The organism is Rhodococcus olei (assembly GCF_039540555.1).
Lineage (GTDB): Bacteria > Actinomycetota > Actinomycetes > Mycobacteriales > Mycobacteriaceae > Rhodococcus_G > Rhodococcus_G olei.
Genome location: NZ_BAABFB010000029.1, coordinates 584,980 through 600,339 on the forward strand (window position 1 = coordinate 584,980; position 15,360 = coordinate 600,339).

Sequence of the window (15,360 nt, forward strand, 5' to 3'; positions counted from 1 at the left end):
CGCCACCGTGGTCGGGTGGTGAGGCTCGGGTTGCCCTGGTAGCGCGCGGCGCCGCTCGCTACCCGTCGGTAACTTACTCTACGTCAATACCTGGGGTACCGGCACGCGGGCGTGATCGCGGCACGCCAGGGCGGCGCGGAGGAGCCGGTCGCGGCATCCCTGCCGCGACCTCGGAGGCCGGTCGGTCGATCCGGACGCGCTCGCCTACCCGCCGAAGCGGTACTCGAGCACGTCCTCGCGGGCCACCAGGTCACCGTCGTCGGTGATCGTCAGTGCGTCCGAGTCGAGGACGTACTTCACCGACCCGTTCGTCGCGGTGAAACCGTCACCGGACCGCTTCGGGTCGTCGAGTTCGATCTCCGCGGTGTCGCTGGAGCCCTGCCCGATGTAGTAGTAGCGACCGACGCCGGCCTGGCACACCACGATCGCGGACTCCTCGGTACGGGCCACCGCGACCGCCGGGTTGGTGTGATTGCACCGCGGCCCGTCGCCGTCGGTGAACCCCTGCTCGTCGGCTCCCGAGACGTACCCGACGGTCCGTCCGGGTGCGCGGCCGGGCGGCACCTTCTTGCCGGAGGTGGGCGGCTGCGTGGTCGTCGGCGGGAGGGTCGGGCGCTGGGTGGTCGGGGCCGGCACGACGACCGTCTCGGTGTGCGTGGGCGGCGGAGCGGCATTCGAGGTCGCGACGGGTGCGCTCCCCGCCGTGTCGCCACTGTCGCCGAGGAGCCAGGCGGTGACCGCCGCGCCGGCGAGCGCGGCGGCGGCCGCGCCCGCGGCGACCGGAACCAGGAGGCGGCGCCGCGGCGGCGGCGGTGGCGGCGGCGCCGACGCGCCGACCGTCTCCGTCGGCAGCGGCGTCGCGAGGTGCGTTGTCGGAGAGGGTGTTCCGGGCGCGCCGGCGCGGGGCCCCTCGAGCGCGGACCGCGCCGCGGCGGCGAGTGCGGCACTGGACGGGAAACGGTCCGGTGGGTTCTTCGCGAGCGCTCGCGCGAGCACCGCGTCGAGTGCCGGCGGCAGATCGGGGCGGGCCGCCGTCACGCGGGGGGCGGGCAGGTTCAGGTGCGCATGCACCAGGTAGGCGGGGTCGGTGTCCGGGAACGGCGGATGCCCGATGAGCAAGTGGCACAGGGTGGCACCGAGCGCGTACTGGTCACTGCGCCCGTCGAGCGGCCGGCCCTCGATCTGTTCCGGCGACGCGTACTGCAGGCTCGCGACGACCGTGCCGGTCCGCGTGAGTGACGTCGATTCGAGGCCCTTCGCGATCCCGAAATCGGCGAGCAGTGCCCGTTCCGGCTCCCCGGCACGCGGCACGGTGAGCAGGATGTTCGCCGGTTTGACGTCGCGGTGCAGGACCCCGTGGGCGTGCGCGTGGTCCAGAGCGCGGGCGATGTCGCCGACGATGCGGACGGCGCGGTCCACCGGCATCGGCCCCTGCCTCAGCGGGGTCGCGGCATCGGTGCCGTCCACGTACTGCATCGAGATCCAGAGCTGCTCGGCACCGCCACGCGGATCGCGTTCCGCTCCGCGGTCGTAGACGGTGACGATGTTCGGGTGATCCAGCAGCGCCGCATGGTCGGCCTCGCGGAGAAAACGGTCCCGTCCCTGCGGGTCGCTGGTCAGCGCCGGATCGGGGAGCTTGAGCGCGACGAGGCGCGGCAGGCTGGGGTGCCTGGCGAGGTACACGCTGCCCATGCCGCCTGCGCCGAGGAGCCGCTCGATCCGGTATCCGGCGAAGAGACTGCCCGGCCGCAACTCTCGTGCGCTGATGCTCCACTCCTGCCCTGGTGCGTGATGTCCGCGTGAGCATATCGCCGCGCCCCCTCTCGTCGTCTCCGCCCACTGGACTCGGCGGAGCCGCCGACGGGCCGAACCGGATCGTCGCCCAACGCGCCGCAGCACGAGAAGCGCTCGATGATCTGCGGATTCCCGACGGCGCTCGTGTCGGTCACGACACCGGATGGCGGTGGAGGCGGGTCCATCGCTCACCTCACGGGCCCGGGTGCAGTCGGGTAGCGTCGCGTCATGCTGATCGAGGGGTCGATTGCACAGCCGTTGTCCGCATACCGGCCGGTCAAGCCGACTTCGTCGCCCACCTTCCCGGTGTACCACGATCTCGGCGCGACCCTCGCCGGGGTAGGGCAGCAGCCCGACCCGACTGTGGCGCACACCCTCGCGGTCGCGGCCGGCTACGCCTACTCGGACGCCGAGACGGTGGCGATGATGCTCGCGCGGATGGGCCTGGTGGACAATCACTGCCTGCGGGTGGAGATGTCCGTGGATGCGATGTTCATCAGGTCCACCGCCTTCCTGATCCAGAGCCGTGACGGCAGCGTCGTGATCCTGGCCTATCGCGGCACCACACCGACGGACCTGGTCAACTGGCTGATCGACGCCGACGTGCACCCCGACAGGATCGCCTTCCCGTTTCCGAAGACCGAGGCCGCGGATGCCGACGCGCATGCCGTCCATGCCGGGTTCTACCGCAACGTGCGCGCGACCCGGTTCGCGGTGGTCGCCGCGCTGCAGCGGGCGCTCGAGGGGCGCTCCGTCCTCGATGACGACGAGGGCGCGCCGATGGAGCCGATGGCGGGTCCGATGACCACGCTCTACCTCACCGGACACAGCCTGGGCGGAGCGATGGCCGCGCTCATGGCGGTGATGCTGTCGGTCGAGAAGGAGTACATCGAACTCTTCGAGCCGGTGTTCAAGGGTGCCTACACCTTCGGCGCACCGATGGTGGGCTCGCCGGGGTTCGCGGCGGCCTGCACCGCGAACGAGTTCCTCGACCGGAACGTGCTCCGCTACGTCTACCGGAAGGACGTGGTGCCGCACCTCCCGCCGACCGATTCCGACCACTTCGCGCACTTCGGGCGCGAATACCGCTGTGACCGCGGCGACGCGTGGCGGGACACCTCCGACGAGCCGATCACGCAGATGGGCGACGTCCTCGGGCTCATCGAGGCCCCGCTGGGCTTCGTGGCGAGCAGGTTCCGGCTCCTGCGGGGCCTGCCGTTCCGGTACTCGCTGGACGACCACGGCCCGCAGCACTACATCTCGGCCCTGACCCCGCGCTGGACACCCAACGAGTTCGGCGACGCCCATCTGATCCCGGCGACGTGATCCGATCGCGCACTCGACAACCCGGCCGCGGCGATTGATCGACTGGCGTGGGGGAATCCGCCGTCGCACGGCGCACGAACACCCTGGGAATCAGTACACGCCCGCGACCTCGATGCCGACGATCGCGGCTGCGGCGACGGTGGTCACGACACGAAATGAACTCGATGTCAGGCGGATTGACGGACGTGCGCCGACAATGGGGAGCGTCGGGCGGCCCGCCCGCGATCAGGATCGGTCAGTCCTACGGAAGGGGACGGTCATGTCCGAAACAACGTCGACCAAGCAGGGCTGGACGGAGGGGGTGTCGCTCGGGGCCGCCATCATCATGGTGACCGTCGGCATCATCCAGTTCTTCCAGGGAGTTGCCGCGGTCGCCAAGAACGAAGTGTTCGTGGTCGGCATCCAGTACGTCTACAAGTTCGACCTGACCACCTGGGGTTGGATCCACATCGTGCTCGGTGTGATCGTCGCGGCGGTCGGCTTCGCGCTGTTCACCGGCGCCGGGTGGGCGCGGGTGTCGGCGATCGTGGTCGCCGCGATCTCGATCATCGCGAACTTCCTCTGGATTCCCTACTACCCGTGGTGGTCGATCCTGATCATCGCCCTCGACGTCGTGGTGATCTGGGCGGTGTCGACCTGGAAGCCGGCCGCGGCCTGAGACGTCGCGCGATTGGGCCCGTCCCGCGTCATGGGGCGGGCCGAGTCGTCGGTCGTCCAGGTGTGGCCGGTTGCGTGTGCAACACGGTGCCCGCGTCAGACCAGCGCGCGGCCGGTGCGGATGCGCCAGCGCAGGTCCGCCATCAGGTAGTTGTAGGGGAACTGGCGCACGATCGAGGGCAGGAACCGGTTGACCGTGGCGATCACCGTCGTCAGCCGATCGAATCGGGTCTGGTCCCGGCTCGTCCAGGAATAGTGCATCTGGTCCCGGAACTCGTGCGGGAGAAACCCTTTCGTGATGAACAGGTTGAGCGGGCCGATCAGTTTCGCGACGATCGGGTGCGCGAAGCCGGCGCGGGCGATGACGTCGAGGTGGGCGCGCACGGCATCGTCGATCGACACCTTCTTCATCGCTTCGGTCCAGTACTCCTCGAACGCGTCGCGGTTCTCGGGCCACATCTCCTGCTTGACCTGGAGCGTGGTGCCGAACACCGCGCCGCGCTGGTAGTAGTACTCGCGCTCGGCGGGGGAGTACTCGCCGCGCAGGACGCGATGGGTGTCCTCGAAGCCGCGGTAGATGCACGCCGCGACCCACAGCTGCAACTCCGGATCGAACGCGTTGTACGTCACCGGGCTCCGGTCGGTGGAGCGGACCTGCGCGTGTGCCCGGTTGACGCCCCGGCGAAACAGCCGCTTCTCGTCCTCGGTGCCCATCGCCGCGACCGCGAGGTAGGCGAGGGTCGTGCGGCTGCGTTTGACGGGGTGGTCGAACAGGCGGCCCGACTCGACCTTGCTCTCCATCACGCCGTATCCGACACCCGGCCACGAGAGCTGCATGATGACGTTCGCCGCACCGGCCATCAGGGACACCCCGTCGACCTGAGCGAGCACCGGTCCGCCGTCGATCGGCCGATACGGGGCCGGTTCCGCTGTCGCGGACCCCGTGTCCGACACGTGACCGTCCTTCTCCGGTGCAACCGACATCTGCCCCTCCAGATCGCTCGTTCGGTCATCGCCCAACCAATCTGGATACGACTGTACTCACATATATGTGTGCGGTCCAGGGGTGGATGGAATGATGGTCGGCATGACGTCGTCGGCGCGGGTCTACGCGGGTGTCGAGGGTGATCGGCGACGTGCCGAGCGGCGCGCCCAGCTGATCGACGCCGGGCTCGACCTGCTCGGTGCGCCGGACGGCGAGCCGGCGCTGTCGGTGCGCGGGGTCTGCAAGCACGCCGGACTGGCGACCCGCTACTTCTACGAGTCCTTCACCGACCGTGACGCGCTGACCGTCGCCGTCTACGACCACGCCGTGGAGCGGATCGCGGCGACCACGCTCCGCGCGATCGCCGAGGCGCCACAGGCGGAGCGGGCGGTGGTGCGCGCCGCCGTCGCCACCATCGTCCGGGAGATCTCGGGGGACCCCAGGCTGGGGCGCCTGCTGTTCTCCGGTCCGGTGAATTCCGTTCTGGCCCACAAACGTCTGGAGTCGGCGCGGATGTTCGCCGGACTCACCACTGCACAGGCCGTCGACTTCTACGACCTACCCGCCGGTCCCGACGTCGACCTGGTCGCCCACTTCGTCGTCGGCGGTTTCGCGCAGATCCTCACCGCGTGGCTCGACGAGGTCCTCGAGATCGACCCCGACGCCCTCGTCGAGCGGTGCACGGACCTGATGCTGGCGGTGGCCGCCGCACGGTAGCGCTCAGCTGCCGCCGAGCGCGCGGGCGAGCACCGGTGCGGTCAGTTCCCGCTGCCACGACCGGGCGCCACCGTCGCGCAGCGTCGCCTCGACGAAGGTGAGCAATCCGTCCGGGTCGGAGCGTGGATGGTCGGCGGGGGTGAAATCCCAGCACAGCCTGCGCACCAGATCGGGGGTCAGCAGGTTCTCCACCGGGACGTGCACGCGCTCGCTCAGCGACGTCATCTGGGTGCGGGCCGAGGACAGACGTTCCGCGGCCTCGGGGAACTTGCGGGCCCAGCGGTTGGCGGGCGGCGGGCCGGTGAACGGCTGCGTCAGCGGGGGCAGCTGCGAGTCGGGCAGGGCGCGGGCCCGTTCGAGGGCCTGCAGCCACACTCGTGAGCTGCGCCGCTGGCGCGGCCCGCCGAACACCGGCAGCGAACGCAGCGCATCGATCGACTTCGGGTCGGCGCTCGCGGCCGCGACGATCGCCGAGTCGGGCAGCACCCGCCCGGGCGCGATGTCCCGCCTGCTCGCGATCTCGTCGCGGGTCTGCCACAACTCGCGCACGGCGGCGAGTTGGCGCGGGGACTTCAGCGAGTGGATCTGCGAGGTGCGGCGCCAGCGGTCGGGTTTCGGCTTCGGCGGTCCGGCAAGCCGGATGTGCTCGAACTCCTGTGTCGCCCAGTCGGTCTTGCCCTGCGATTCGAGTTCGGCCGCCATCGCGTCGCGCAGTTCGACCAGTACCTCGACGTCGAGGGCCGCGTAGTTCAGCCAGGATTCGGGCAGCGGCCGGCTCGACCAGTCCGCCGCCCCGTGCCCCTTCGTCAGCTCCAGCCCGAGCATGCGCTCGACGATCGCGGCCAGGCCGACCCGGTCGAATCCGGCCAGGCGTCCGGCGAGTTCGGTGTCGTACAGCGCGGCGGGGCGCAGACCGAGCTCGGCCAGGCCGGGCAGGTCCTGGTCGGCGGAGTGCAGCACCCACTCCAGTGGGTTGATCGCCTCCGCCAGCGGGCCGAGTTCGTCGGCCACCGGGATCGGGTCGACGAGGACGGTGCCGGCGCCCGCGCGCCGGAACTGCAGCAGGTACGCCCGATTCGAGTACCGGAACCCGGACGCGCGCTCCGCGTCGACGGCGAGGGGCCCGGTGCCTGCGGCCAGGCGCGCCGCCGCATCCGCGACCATCCGCGGCGAGTCGACGACCTCGGGCAGTCCGTCCACGGGTGCGAGGAGGGGGACCGCGGTGCGTGCGGGCGCGGGCCCGCTCGGCTCTGACATGGACAGTGACTTTACGGCGCCGTGCCCCGCCGGCGCCCGCAGGCGTCGCCGTGCGGGTGTGTCCGGCGGAGTTTCGGACGACCGTCCGCGGCATTTGCGCACGCAGAGGGCTCGGCTACGCTAGAACGCGTTTCAGTATTGGGTGTCGGACGGAGGAGACGGGTCATGGCGACGTGGGGGAGCATCGCACCGGTCGGCGCCCTGCCGCCGGGCCGCGACGTGGAGTTGCCCGGCCGGGGCAGCACCCACGTCATCGACTCCGGGCCGGCGACCGCGACCGGCAGGCCGACGCTGATCCTGCTGCACGCGCTGGCCTGCACCGGAGCGCTCACCTGGTATCCGGTGATCGACACGCTCGCCGCCAAGGGCCGGGTCGTGACGTTCGATCAGCGGTGGCACGGCCGCGGCATCCGTTCGGATCGCTTCACCCTCGAGGACTGCGCCGACGACGTCGCCGCGCTCGCCGACGTGCTGGAACTGGACCGGTTCGTCGTCGTCGGGTACTCGATGGGGTCGCTGGTCTCCCAGCTCGCGGCCCGCGCCCACCCGGACCGGGTGGCGGGAATGGTGCTGTGCGCGGGAACCACCGCGTTCAAGCGGACGCCTCGGGAGCGGATCGCGCTGGAGGCGCTGAACACGTCGATGGGCACACTGCGTCCGGGCGCGGGCCCGGTGCCGCCGCCCGCGGAGGCGGCGGGCGGCCGGGACCGCGAGTGGGCGCTGCGGGAGTTCCGCAGCACCGCACCCGGTGCCGTCGGTCGAGCGGTGGCCGAGGTGGGCAAGTTCGACTCCTCCGGATGGATCGCCGATCTCACCCTGCCCACCTCGGTCGTGGTCACCGCGAAGGACCAGATCATCCCGCCGCGTCGTCAGCGCTGGATGGCGCGCCAGGTCGCGGGAGCGTCGACCTACGAGGTGCGGGCCGGGCACGCCGCGTGCGTGCTCGAGTCGCGGGAGTTCACTGCGGGGCTGCTGCCCGCGGTCGCTTCCGTGACGTCGCGCGTGCGGCCTTGACGAGTTCGTCGAGCGCGGGCCCGAATGCGTCCGCCAGGTCCCACAGGTGGGGTGCGAGCTCACGGCACGAGACGAGCCCGACGTTCAGCGTGCCGTCCAGCGACATGACCGTCACGTTCAGCCCGTTGCCGTGGAAGATCGGCCCGAGCGGGTACATCGCGGAGATCCGCGCACCCAGGAAGTACAGCGGCATCGGCGGACCCGGCACGTTCGAGACGATCAGGTTGGTCACCACCGGGTGACGGTCGGCCAGCCGCAGCGACGAGTAGGCCCGCATGACACCGCCGAACAGGGTCGGCGCCGCGAACTGCGACCAGTCCTGCAGCAGCGTCGCGCCGAGGGAAGCGTTGTGCGACTTGACCATCGTGTTGTGCGTGTTGGCCTGCTGGAGGCGCTCGACCGGATCGGCGATCTGGGTGCCCAGCTGCGTGAACATGCCGGAGATCTGGTTGGTGCCCGGGCGGTCGGAGGTGTCGTGCACGGACACCGGCACCATCGCGACCAGCGAGCTGTCGGGCAGTTCGTCGCGGCCGTCGAGGTAGCGGCGCAGGGCCCCGCCGACCATGGCCAGCACGACGTCGTTGACCTTGACGTCGAAGGTGTTCTTGACCAGCTTGACCTTGTCGAGGTCGAGCTGGGTCCAGGCCAGGGTGCGGTGCCCTGTGATCGCACCGTTCAGCGAGGTGCGGGGTGCGGTGAACGGGGCCGGCATCGCCTCGCCGCGCCGTGCCCGCCGGATCCACTTCGGGAGCACCGTGACACTCGCGGGCAGCGCCTGCACCATCTTCAACGGCCGCGTCGCGAAGCCGACGAGCCCACTGACCGCCAGGTCGACCGTGCTGCCCCGCCCGGCCTCACGCTGGTCGGGATCGGGTTCGGGGCGCGGTGCGTCCGGTGTCAGGCTGCACAGCTGCGCCATCATGCCCGCGCCCGTCACCCCGTCGACGTTGGCGTGGTGCATCTTCGACATCACCGCGACCGAACCGTCGTCGAGCCCCTCGATCACCCACATCTCCCACAGGGGGATCGTGCGGTCCATCTGCTGGCTGGCGATGTGTCCGCACAGCTCCTCGAGTTCGACGCGCCCGCCGGGCGCGGGCACCGCGACCCGGTGCAGATGCCGGTCGATGTCGAAGTCGCTGTCCTCCACCCAGGCCGGATGGTCGAGGTTCAGCGGGGAATCGAACAGTTTGCGCCGGAACCCCGGCATGCCCCGGATCCGGGCGGACAGTTCGGCTTTCAGGGCGGGATAGCTGTAGCCCCCTGGGATCGTCGAGACGTCAAGGACGATCAGTCCGCACACATGCAGCAACTGTGTGGGAGTCTCGAGGTAGAGGAAGGTGGAATCCAGACCGCTCAGTCTCTCCATGTGTCTCATGCTAGAACCTGTTCTAAAATGTGTGACGGCGAAACAAGTCTCGATATCGCATCGTTGCACGTGAAAGGCGTCACATGACGAAGTCCTTCCTGGTCAGGCAGGTGTTCAACGCTGCGGCCGCGGTCAACGCCCTGCGGCCGGTGCCCGGTATGCCCACTTCTGTTCCCGCCTTCCTCTCGGGGTGGCTCACCTCCGAGCTCGCGCCCCAACTCCTGGCGGCCACGATCGTCGACGCGGGCGTGCACACCGCCCGCTACGGCGTCCGGTCCCGCACCGACCGGATCGGCCTCGCGTTGGCGGCGGCAGCGTCGGCCGGGCTGACGGCGAACATCGTCGCGGGCCGCCGCGCCGGCGCCGAGATGGCCGCCGCGCTCGCCGAGATCGGCGTCACCGACCCGGCGTCGGGCGCACCGCTCGACTGGCGGTCCGCGGCCCGGCCGTTCGACTTCCGGCGCCCCGAGGTGCGCCGGGTGCGCAACCTCGCCTACGCGCCCGGCGGCACCCGCTTCCACGCGGACGTGTACCACCATCGCGACACCCCGGCCGGCGCCCCGATGCTCCTGCAGATCCACGGCGGCGGCTGGGTGATCGGGAACAAGGACCAGCAGGGCCTGCCGCTGATGGTCGAGATGGCGTCCCGCGGCTGGGTGTGCGCGGCGGTGAACTACCCGCTCTCCCCGAAGGCGGTATGGCCCGAACACCTGATCGCACTCAAGCGCGCGGTGCGCTGGATGCGTGAGGAGCGCCCCCGCTTCGGCGCCGATCCCGACTTCCTCGCGGTGACCGGTGGATCCGCGGGTGGCCATCTGGCGGCGATGGTCGCGCTCACCGCGAACGACCCGGCACTGCAGCCGGGATTCGAGGAGGTCGACACCTCGGTCCAGGCCTGCGTCCCGTTCTACGGCGCCTACGATTTCGCCGGCGAATCCGGGATCAAGGCCGTTCGGCAACGTGTCGAAAGCGCGTTGAGCGAGATGATCCTCGGCAAGGATGCCCCCTTCCCGGAGGCATACCTGGCCGCGTCACCGCTGGCGAAGGTGCATGCCGAGGCCCCGCCGTTCCTGGTGATCCACGGCACCAACGACTCGCTGATCCCGGTCGCCGAGGCCCGGGACTTCGTGCGCCGGCTGCGGGCCGTGGCCGGCAACCCGGTCGGGTACGCCGAACTGCGGGGTGCGCAGCACGCGTTCGACATCTTCCACTCGATTCGCACCGACCAGGTGATCCGCGGTGTCGCGGCGTTCCTCGGGTCGGTGCGGGCGGGGGCCCTGGCGGAGGATGCCGTCCCGGTCAGCGGCCGAGCGATGTGACGCCGGCCGGCGGCAGCCCGGCCGCGGCGGCGAGGACGTCGCAGAACGCCTCGACGTGGGGGGCGAGCGCGGTGGTCGCGGCCGTCCACGACGCCCGCAGCTCCAGTTGGTGCGCGTGCGGCGGGCCGGCGATGTCGCCGTAGCGGACGGAACTGGTCGCGGTGACCGTGCCACCGAGTGCGGTCACCTGCTCGTGGTGCGCGTCGAGCGCATCGACCAACCAGCTCCACGCCACCTCCGGCAGCAGCGGATCGGCGGCCAGGTCGGCCTCCAGGTCGGCCTGGATGTACGCGACCAGGCGCATCGTGCCGTTCCAGGCCTCGTCCCCCGCGGGGTCGTAGAGCAGGATCAGCCGTCCGAACGCGTCGCCCTCGCTCTGCTCGGAGATGCCGTCGGTGTCCGGATGCCGAACCTCGGCGCCGATCGCGTAGCTGTACGGAGCCAGCCGTTGCGGCGGCCGGATCGGACCGATCTCGATCTGCGGATGGACCGATGCCGAGTGCATCGAGTCGACGGCGCTGCGGAACGGCGCTGGCTCGGCGTTGGATCCGGACATGGTCACAGTCCGGACGGTAGACCGCCGCCCATCGTCCGCGCGGGAGGCGCGCCGGATCCACCCCCCTTGTCCCGGCGGTGGGGGCGGCGAAAGATTGGAGCCGCAGTGGTCGCGGCCGCGGGCCGTCGGCGTCCGCCGGCGGTGGACAGCGACGGGTCGGCCACCGTGCGGGTTTCACCCTGACGGCGAAACGCCGTCACGGAGGAGGCACCTGATGTTCATGCAAGTCATCCAGGGCAGGGTCGCGGACGAGCCGCGATTACGCCGATGCATGGATCGCTGGCGGGACGAGCTGCGACCGGGGGCCACGGGCTACCTCGGGTCGACCTCGGGCACGCGCCCGGACGGCACGTTCATCGCGCTGGTGCGGTTCGAATCGGAGGAGGCGGCCCGCCGCAACAGCGAGCGACCGGAACAGGGCGAGTGGTGGGCCGAGACCGAGCAGTGCTTCGAGGGCCCGGTCACGTTCATGGACTGTGCGGACGCGACCGAGTGGCTGGGGGGCGGCTCGGACGACGCCGGGTTCGTGCAGGTCCTCGAGGGGCACACCACGGACGCGCCCCGGCTGCGTGAGCTGATGATCGAGGCCGGCGACAAGCTGCCCGCGGTCCGGCCGGAGATCATCGGCGGCACGTTCGCGTCCGCAACCGACGGCGGGTACGTGGAGGCCGTCTACTACACGACCGAGTCCGAGGCGCGCGCACACGAGCACATCACGGTGCCCGACGACCTGCGTTCGCTGTTCGACGAGGAACGCCCGCTGATGGGTGAGATCGACTACTACGACCTTCGCGAGCCGATGCTCGTGTCGTCCGACCGGTAGGGGATCGCGCGTCGCCCGGCGAGGTCCGCGCCGGGCGACGCGGCCGTCTTGGGTGTCGAGCTCGCCCGTCTGGCAGCATGGCCACCGGTAGGACGAACCGGGCGACGAGCGTTGGGACACATGAGCGATCTGGAAGACACGAATTCGGCGATGACCACCGGCGCGCGGTACCCGTACCGCAGGCGCCTGACCGACGCGCCGCTGCTGGCGGCCGCGACCGGCCGCCGGCCGTCCCATCGCCCGGTGTGGTTCATGCGCCAGGCCGGACGGTCCCTGCCGGAGTACCGGGAGATCCGCGCCGGGATCGGGATGCTCGAATCCTGCTTCAACCCCGAGCTGGTCTGCGAGATCACGATGCAGCCGGTCCGCAGGCACAAGGTCGACGCCGCGATCCTGTTCTCCGACATCGTGGTTCCGCTCAAGGCCGCCGGCGTCGACCTCGACATCGTCGCGGGCACCGGTCCGGTGGTGGCGAACCCGGTGCGCACCGCCGCCGATGTCGCCGCGCTGCCCCGACTGCGGCCCGAGGAGGTCGGCGCGGTCACCGAGGCGATCTCCCTGCTCACCACCGAACTCGGCGGCACTCCGTTGATCGGTTTCGCGGGTGCCCCGTTCACGCTGGCGTCGTACCTGGTCGAAGGCGGTCCGAGCCGTAACCACGAACGCACCAAGGCGCTGATGCACTCGGACCCGAAGGTCTGGCACGCCCTGCTCGGCGCCCTCGCGGACACGACGATCGCGTTCCTGAAGGCCCAGCTCCACGCCGGGGTCGACGCGATCCAGCTCTTCGACTCGTGGGCCGGTGCGCTGTCCGAGGCCGACTACCGCACGTTCGTGCTGCCGCACTCGCAGCGGGTGTTCGCCGAGGTCGCGGAGGCCGCGGTCCCGCGGATCCACTTCGGAGTCGGCACCGGGGAACTGCTCGGTGTGATGGGTGAGGCGGGTGCCGACGTCGTCGGCGTCGACTGGCGGGTCCCGCTCGACGAGGCCGGTCGCCGGGTCGGGCCCGGCAAGGGGCTGCAGGGCAACCTCGACCCCGCCGTCCTGTTCGCGGGCTGGCCGGCGATCGAGCGGGAGGTCCGCCGGATCGCCGGCGAGGCCGACCGGGCGGTCGCCGCCGGCGCGACCGGGCACATCTTCAACCTGGGGCACGGGGTGCTCCCGGACACCGATCCCGCGGTGCTCACCGACGTCGTGGAGCTGGTGCATTCGCTGTGACCACGATCGCGGTCGTCGGTGGCGGCATCTCCGGGCTCGTCGCCGCGTACCGGCTGCGCACCCGGCTCGGACCGGACGCCCGGATCGTGGTGCTCGAGGAGTCGGGGCGGTTCGGCGGGAAGCTGCGCACCGTTCCGATCGCGGACGGGCCGGTCGACGTCGGGGCCGAGGCGTTCATCGCGCGCCGGCCCGAGGTGCCTGCACTGCTCGCCGAACTCGGGCTGACCGATCAGGTCGAGAACCCGTCGTCGGCACGGCCGCTGATCTGGGCGGGCGGCCGGCTGCATCCGCTGCCCGCGGGCACGCTGATGGGCATTCCGGCGACGTCGGGGTCGCTCGCCGGACTCGTCGACGTCGACACCGTCGCACGGATCGACGCCGAACCGAGTGTGCCGCTGCACTGGGACCGTGGCGCCGACGTCTCGGTCGCCGCGCTCGTCGGATCGCGGTTCGGCGAGCAGGTGGTGCGCCGGTCCGTGGACCCGCTGCTCGGCGGCGTCTACTCCGGGCTGGCCGACACCGCGAGCGTCCGGGCCACGGTTCCGGCGCTGGCCGCGGCCCTCGACGCGGGCGCCACGAGCCTCACCGAGGCGGTCGGGCGGGCGCTGCCGCCGCCCTCGGACGCCCCGGTGTTCGGGACACTGCGCGGTGGCTACGGGGTCCTGCTGGACGCGCTCGCGGCGGCATCGGGTGCCGAGTTCCACGCGCACACCGCCGGGGCGTCGTTGCGGCGCTCCGGGTGCCGCTGGGAGGTCGACCCGGTCGGCGAGGTCGACGGCGTGATCGTCGCGGTGCCCGCGGACCGGGCCGCGACACTGCTCGCCGAGGCGGTGCCCGCGGCGGCCACGCAGGCGGGCCGGATCCCGCTCGCGTCGTCGGTCGTCGTCGCGCTCGCACTCCCGAAGGAGGCGGCACTGCCGGACAATTCGGGGATCCTCGTGGCCACCGGCGAGGATCTCGCGGCCAAGGCGTTCACCCTCTCGGCGCGCAAGTGGCCCCACCTCGGTGCCCGCGAGGTCACCCTCGCCCGGGCCTCGTTCGGACGATTCGGTGACGCCGCGATCGTCGACGCCGACGACGACCAGCTGATCACCCTCGCCCGCGCGGACCTCGCGACCGTCAGCGGAGTCACCGATCAGCCGGTTGCCGCGGTCGTCCAGCGCTGGCACGGCGGCCTGCCGCAGTACCGTGCCGGACACCTGGAGATCGTCGCGGAGCTCGAGGCGGCGATCGCGGGAGTCGACGGTCTCGAGGTCGCGGGCGCGATGCTGCACGGGGTCGGCGTTCCGGCCTGCGTGCAGTCCGCGACGACGGCGGCGACACGCCTGCTGGCGACGGTGGCAGGATAGGGCCATGGCACGCCTCGATTACGACAAACTCAACTCCACCCTGCGGTACGCGATGTTCTCCGTGTTCCAGGTCCAGCCCGGCGCCCTCGACGAGGACCGCAGCAAGGCGATCGCCGACGCCCAGTCGTTCTTCGCGTCCTTCGAGGGCACCGACGTCGTGGTGCGCGGGATCTACGACGTCGCCGGTCTGCGGGCGGACGCCGACTTCATGATCTGGTACCACGCCGAGCGGATCGAGGACCTGCAGAAGCTCTACGCGGACTTCCGGCGCAGCACGATCCTCGGCCGGGCCAGCGCACCGGTGTGGTCGAACGCGTGCCTGCACCGTCCCGCGGAGTTCAACAAGAGCCACCTGCCCGCGTTCGTCGCCGGCGAGGAGCCGGGCGACTACATCTGCGTCTACCCGTTCGTGCGCTCCTACGAGTGGTACCTGCTGCCGGACGCCGACCGCCGCAAGATGCTCGCCGACCACGGCAAGGAGGCCCGCGACTATCCGGACGTGCGCGCCAACACCGTGCCCGCGTTCGCGCTCGGCGACTACGAGTGGATCCTGGCTTTCGAGGCCCCGGCGATGGACCGCATCGTCGACCTGATGCGTGACCTGCGCGCCACCGAGGCCCGCCTGCACGTCCGCGAGGAGACGCCGTTCTTCTCCGGGCCCCGCGTCACGATCGAGCAGCTGGTCAACGCGCTGCCCTGACCGTCGACCGCCGGGAGGCGGCGTCCGGACCGTGGTCACGGCCGCCGCCTCCCAGCGGACTGCACCCTCCCGCACCGGCGTCGATGCCGGCGGTGCGGTCGAGAATCGAACCCCTGCCCCGGGCCGCGTGCTGTGCGAAGATGAAGTCCTTGTGTGCCCTGGGTATGACGATCGGATGATCTGCGGGGCGGAGCGCGGGTTCCGCCTCTCGTATCGCCGGGTTCGGATCCGGTCGCACCGTCGCCGTTCGGGAACCGCGTGCGGACAGGAACCGCC

At 71.2% G+C, this 15,360-nt stretch carries 14 protein-coding genes; 9 read left to right on the plus strand and 5 right to left on the minus strand.

Translation table 11 applies throughout. The features are described from left to right. Positions 1 to 204: 204 nt before the first annotated feature. On the minus strand, positions 205 to 1,752 hold the full coding sequence (locus ABD951_RS09235; protein WP_345343825.1) for a serine/threonine-protein kinase: 1,548 nt from the start codon (positions 1,750 to 1,752) through the stop codon (positions 205 to 207). A 270-nt stretch (positions 1,753 to 2,022) separates the two neighbouring features. Between ABD951_RS09235 and ABD951_RS09240 the strand changes: the two genes are divergently transcribed. After that, positions 2,023 to 3,120: a lipase family protein gene (locus ABD951_RS09240; protein WP_345343827.1), complete on the plus strand. Its 1,098-nt coding sequence runs from the start codon at positions 2,023 to 2,025 to the stop codon at positions 3,118 to 3,120. A 259-nt stretch (positions 3,121 to 3,379) separates the two neighbouring features. Further along, positions 3,380 to 3,778: a DUF7144 family membrane protein gene (locus tag ABD951_RS09245; protein ID WP_345343829.1), complete on the plus strand. Its 399-nt coding sequence runs from the start codon at positions 3,380 to 3,382 to the stop codon at positions 3,776 to 3,778. Between the two features lie 95 nt (positions 3,779 to 3,873). Here the strand turns inward: ABD951_RS09245 and ABD951_RS09250 are convergent, their stop codons facing one another. Beyond that, positions 3,874 to 4,638: an oxygenase MpaB family protein gene (locus tag ABD951_RS09250; RefSeq protein WP_345343974.1), complete on the minus strand. Its 765-nt coding sequence runs from the start codon at positions 4,636 to 4,638 to the stop codon at positions 3,874 to 3,876. A gap of 217 nt (positions 4,639 to 4,855) precedes the next feature. Between ABD951_RS09250 and ABD951_RS09255 the strand changes: the two genes are divergently transcribed. After that, a complete protein-coding gene (locus tag ABD951_RS09255; RefSeq protein WP_345343976.1) occupies positions 4,856 to 5,479 on the plus strand; it encodes a TetR/AcrR family transcriptional regulator in 624 nt (207 codons plus the stop codon). Positions 5,480 to 5,482: 3 nt separating this feature from the next. On the opposite strand, the gene ABD951_RS09260 is transcribed toward ABD951_RS09255, so the two are convergent. Further along, the gene (locus ABD951_RS09260; RefSeq protein WP_345343831.1) at positions 5,483 to 6,736 is read right to left on the minus strand and encodes an HRDC domain-containing protein; all 1,254 of its coding nucleotides are present in this window, start codon (positions 6,734 to 6,736) and stop codon (positions 5,483 to 5,485) included. 165 nt (positions 6,737 to 6,901) lie between these two features. Here ABD951_RS09260 and ABD951_RS09265 point away from each other — a divergent pair, with 165 nt between their 5' ends. Then, positions 6,902 to 7,750: an alpha/beta fold hydrolase gene (locus tag ABD951_RS09265; RefSeq protein WP_345343833.1), complete on the plus strand. Its 849-nt coding sequence runs from the start codon at positions 6,902 to 6,904 to the stop codon at positions 7,748 to 7,750. Here ABD951_RS09265 and ABD951_RS09270 read toward each other — a convergent pair. Beyond that, on the minus strand, positions 7,695 to 9,119 hold the full coding sequence (locus ABD951_RS09270) for a WS/DGAT/MGAT family O-acyltransferase (protein ID WP_345343835.1): 1,425 nt from the start codon (positions 9,117 to 9,119) through the stop codon (positions 7,695 to 7,697). The two genes, ABD951_RS09265 and ABD951_RS09270, sit on opposite strands and share 56 nt — an antisense overlap. An 83-nt stretch (positions 9,120 to 9,202) precedes the next feature. On the opposite strand from ABD951_RS09270, the gene ABD951_RS09275 reads away from it, so the two are divergent. Next, positions 9,203 to 10,438 carry an alpha/beta hydrolase gene (locus ABD951_RS09275; protein WP_345343837.1) on the plus strand — a complete coding sequence of 412 codons (1,236 nt, stop codon included), beginning with the start codon at positions 9,203 to 9,205 and terminating at the stop codon, positions 10,436 to 10,438. On the opposite strand, the gene ABD951_RS09280 is transcribed toward ABD951_RS09275, so the two are convergent. Next, complete coding sequence (locus ABD951_RS09280; RefSeq protein WP_345343979.1) at positions 10,419 to 10,994, minus strand: DUF3000 domain-containing protein; 576 nt, start codon at positions 10,992 to 10,994, stop codon at positions 10,419 to 10,421. The genes ABD951_RS09275 and ABD951_RS09280 overlap by 20 nt on opposite strands. Positions 10,995 to 11,208: 214 nt before the next feature. Between ABD951_RS09280 and ABD951_RS09285 the strand changes: the two genes are divergently transcribed. From ABD951_RS09285 to hemQ, 4 genes are all read left to right on the plus strand, one after another. Next, the gene (locus ABD951_RS09285; protein WP_345343839.1) at positions 11,209 to 11,817 is read left to right on the plus strand and encodes a hypothetical protein; all 609 of its coding nucleotides are present in this window, start codon (positions 11,209 to 11,211) and stop codon (positions 11,815 to 11,817) included. A 120-nt stretch (positions 11,818 to 11,937) separates the two neighbouring features. Continuing rightward, a complete protein-coding gene (gene hemE, locus ABD951_RS09290) occupies positions 11,938 to 13,035 on the plus strand; it encodes a uroporphyrinogen decarboxylase (RefSeq protein WP_345343841.1) in 1,098 nt (365 codons plus the stop codon). Further along, positions 13,032 to 14,384 (plus strand): protoporphyrinogen oxidase, encoded by a 1,353-nt coding sequence (locus ABD951_RS09295; protein ID WP_345343843.1) that lies wholly within the window; start codon positions 13,032 to 13,034, stop codon positions 14,382 to 14,384. The genes hemE and ABD951_RS09295 overlap by 4 nt, the downstream gene beginning before the upstream one ends. Positions 14,385 to 14,388: 4 nt before the next feature. Continuing rightward, on the plus strand, positions 14,389 to 15,084 hold the full coding sequence (hemQ, locus tag ABD951_RS09300; protein ID WP_345343845.1) for a hydrogen peroxide-dependent heme synthase: 696 nt from the start codon (positions 14,389 to 14,391) through the stop codon (positions 15,082 to 15,084). The last annotated feature ends 276 nt before the right edge of the window (positions 15,085 to 15,360 follow it).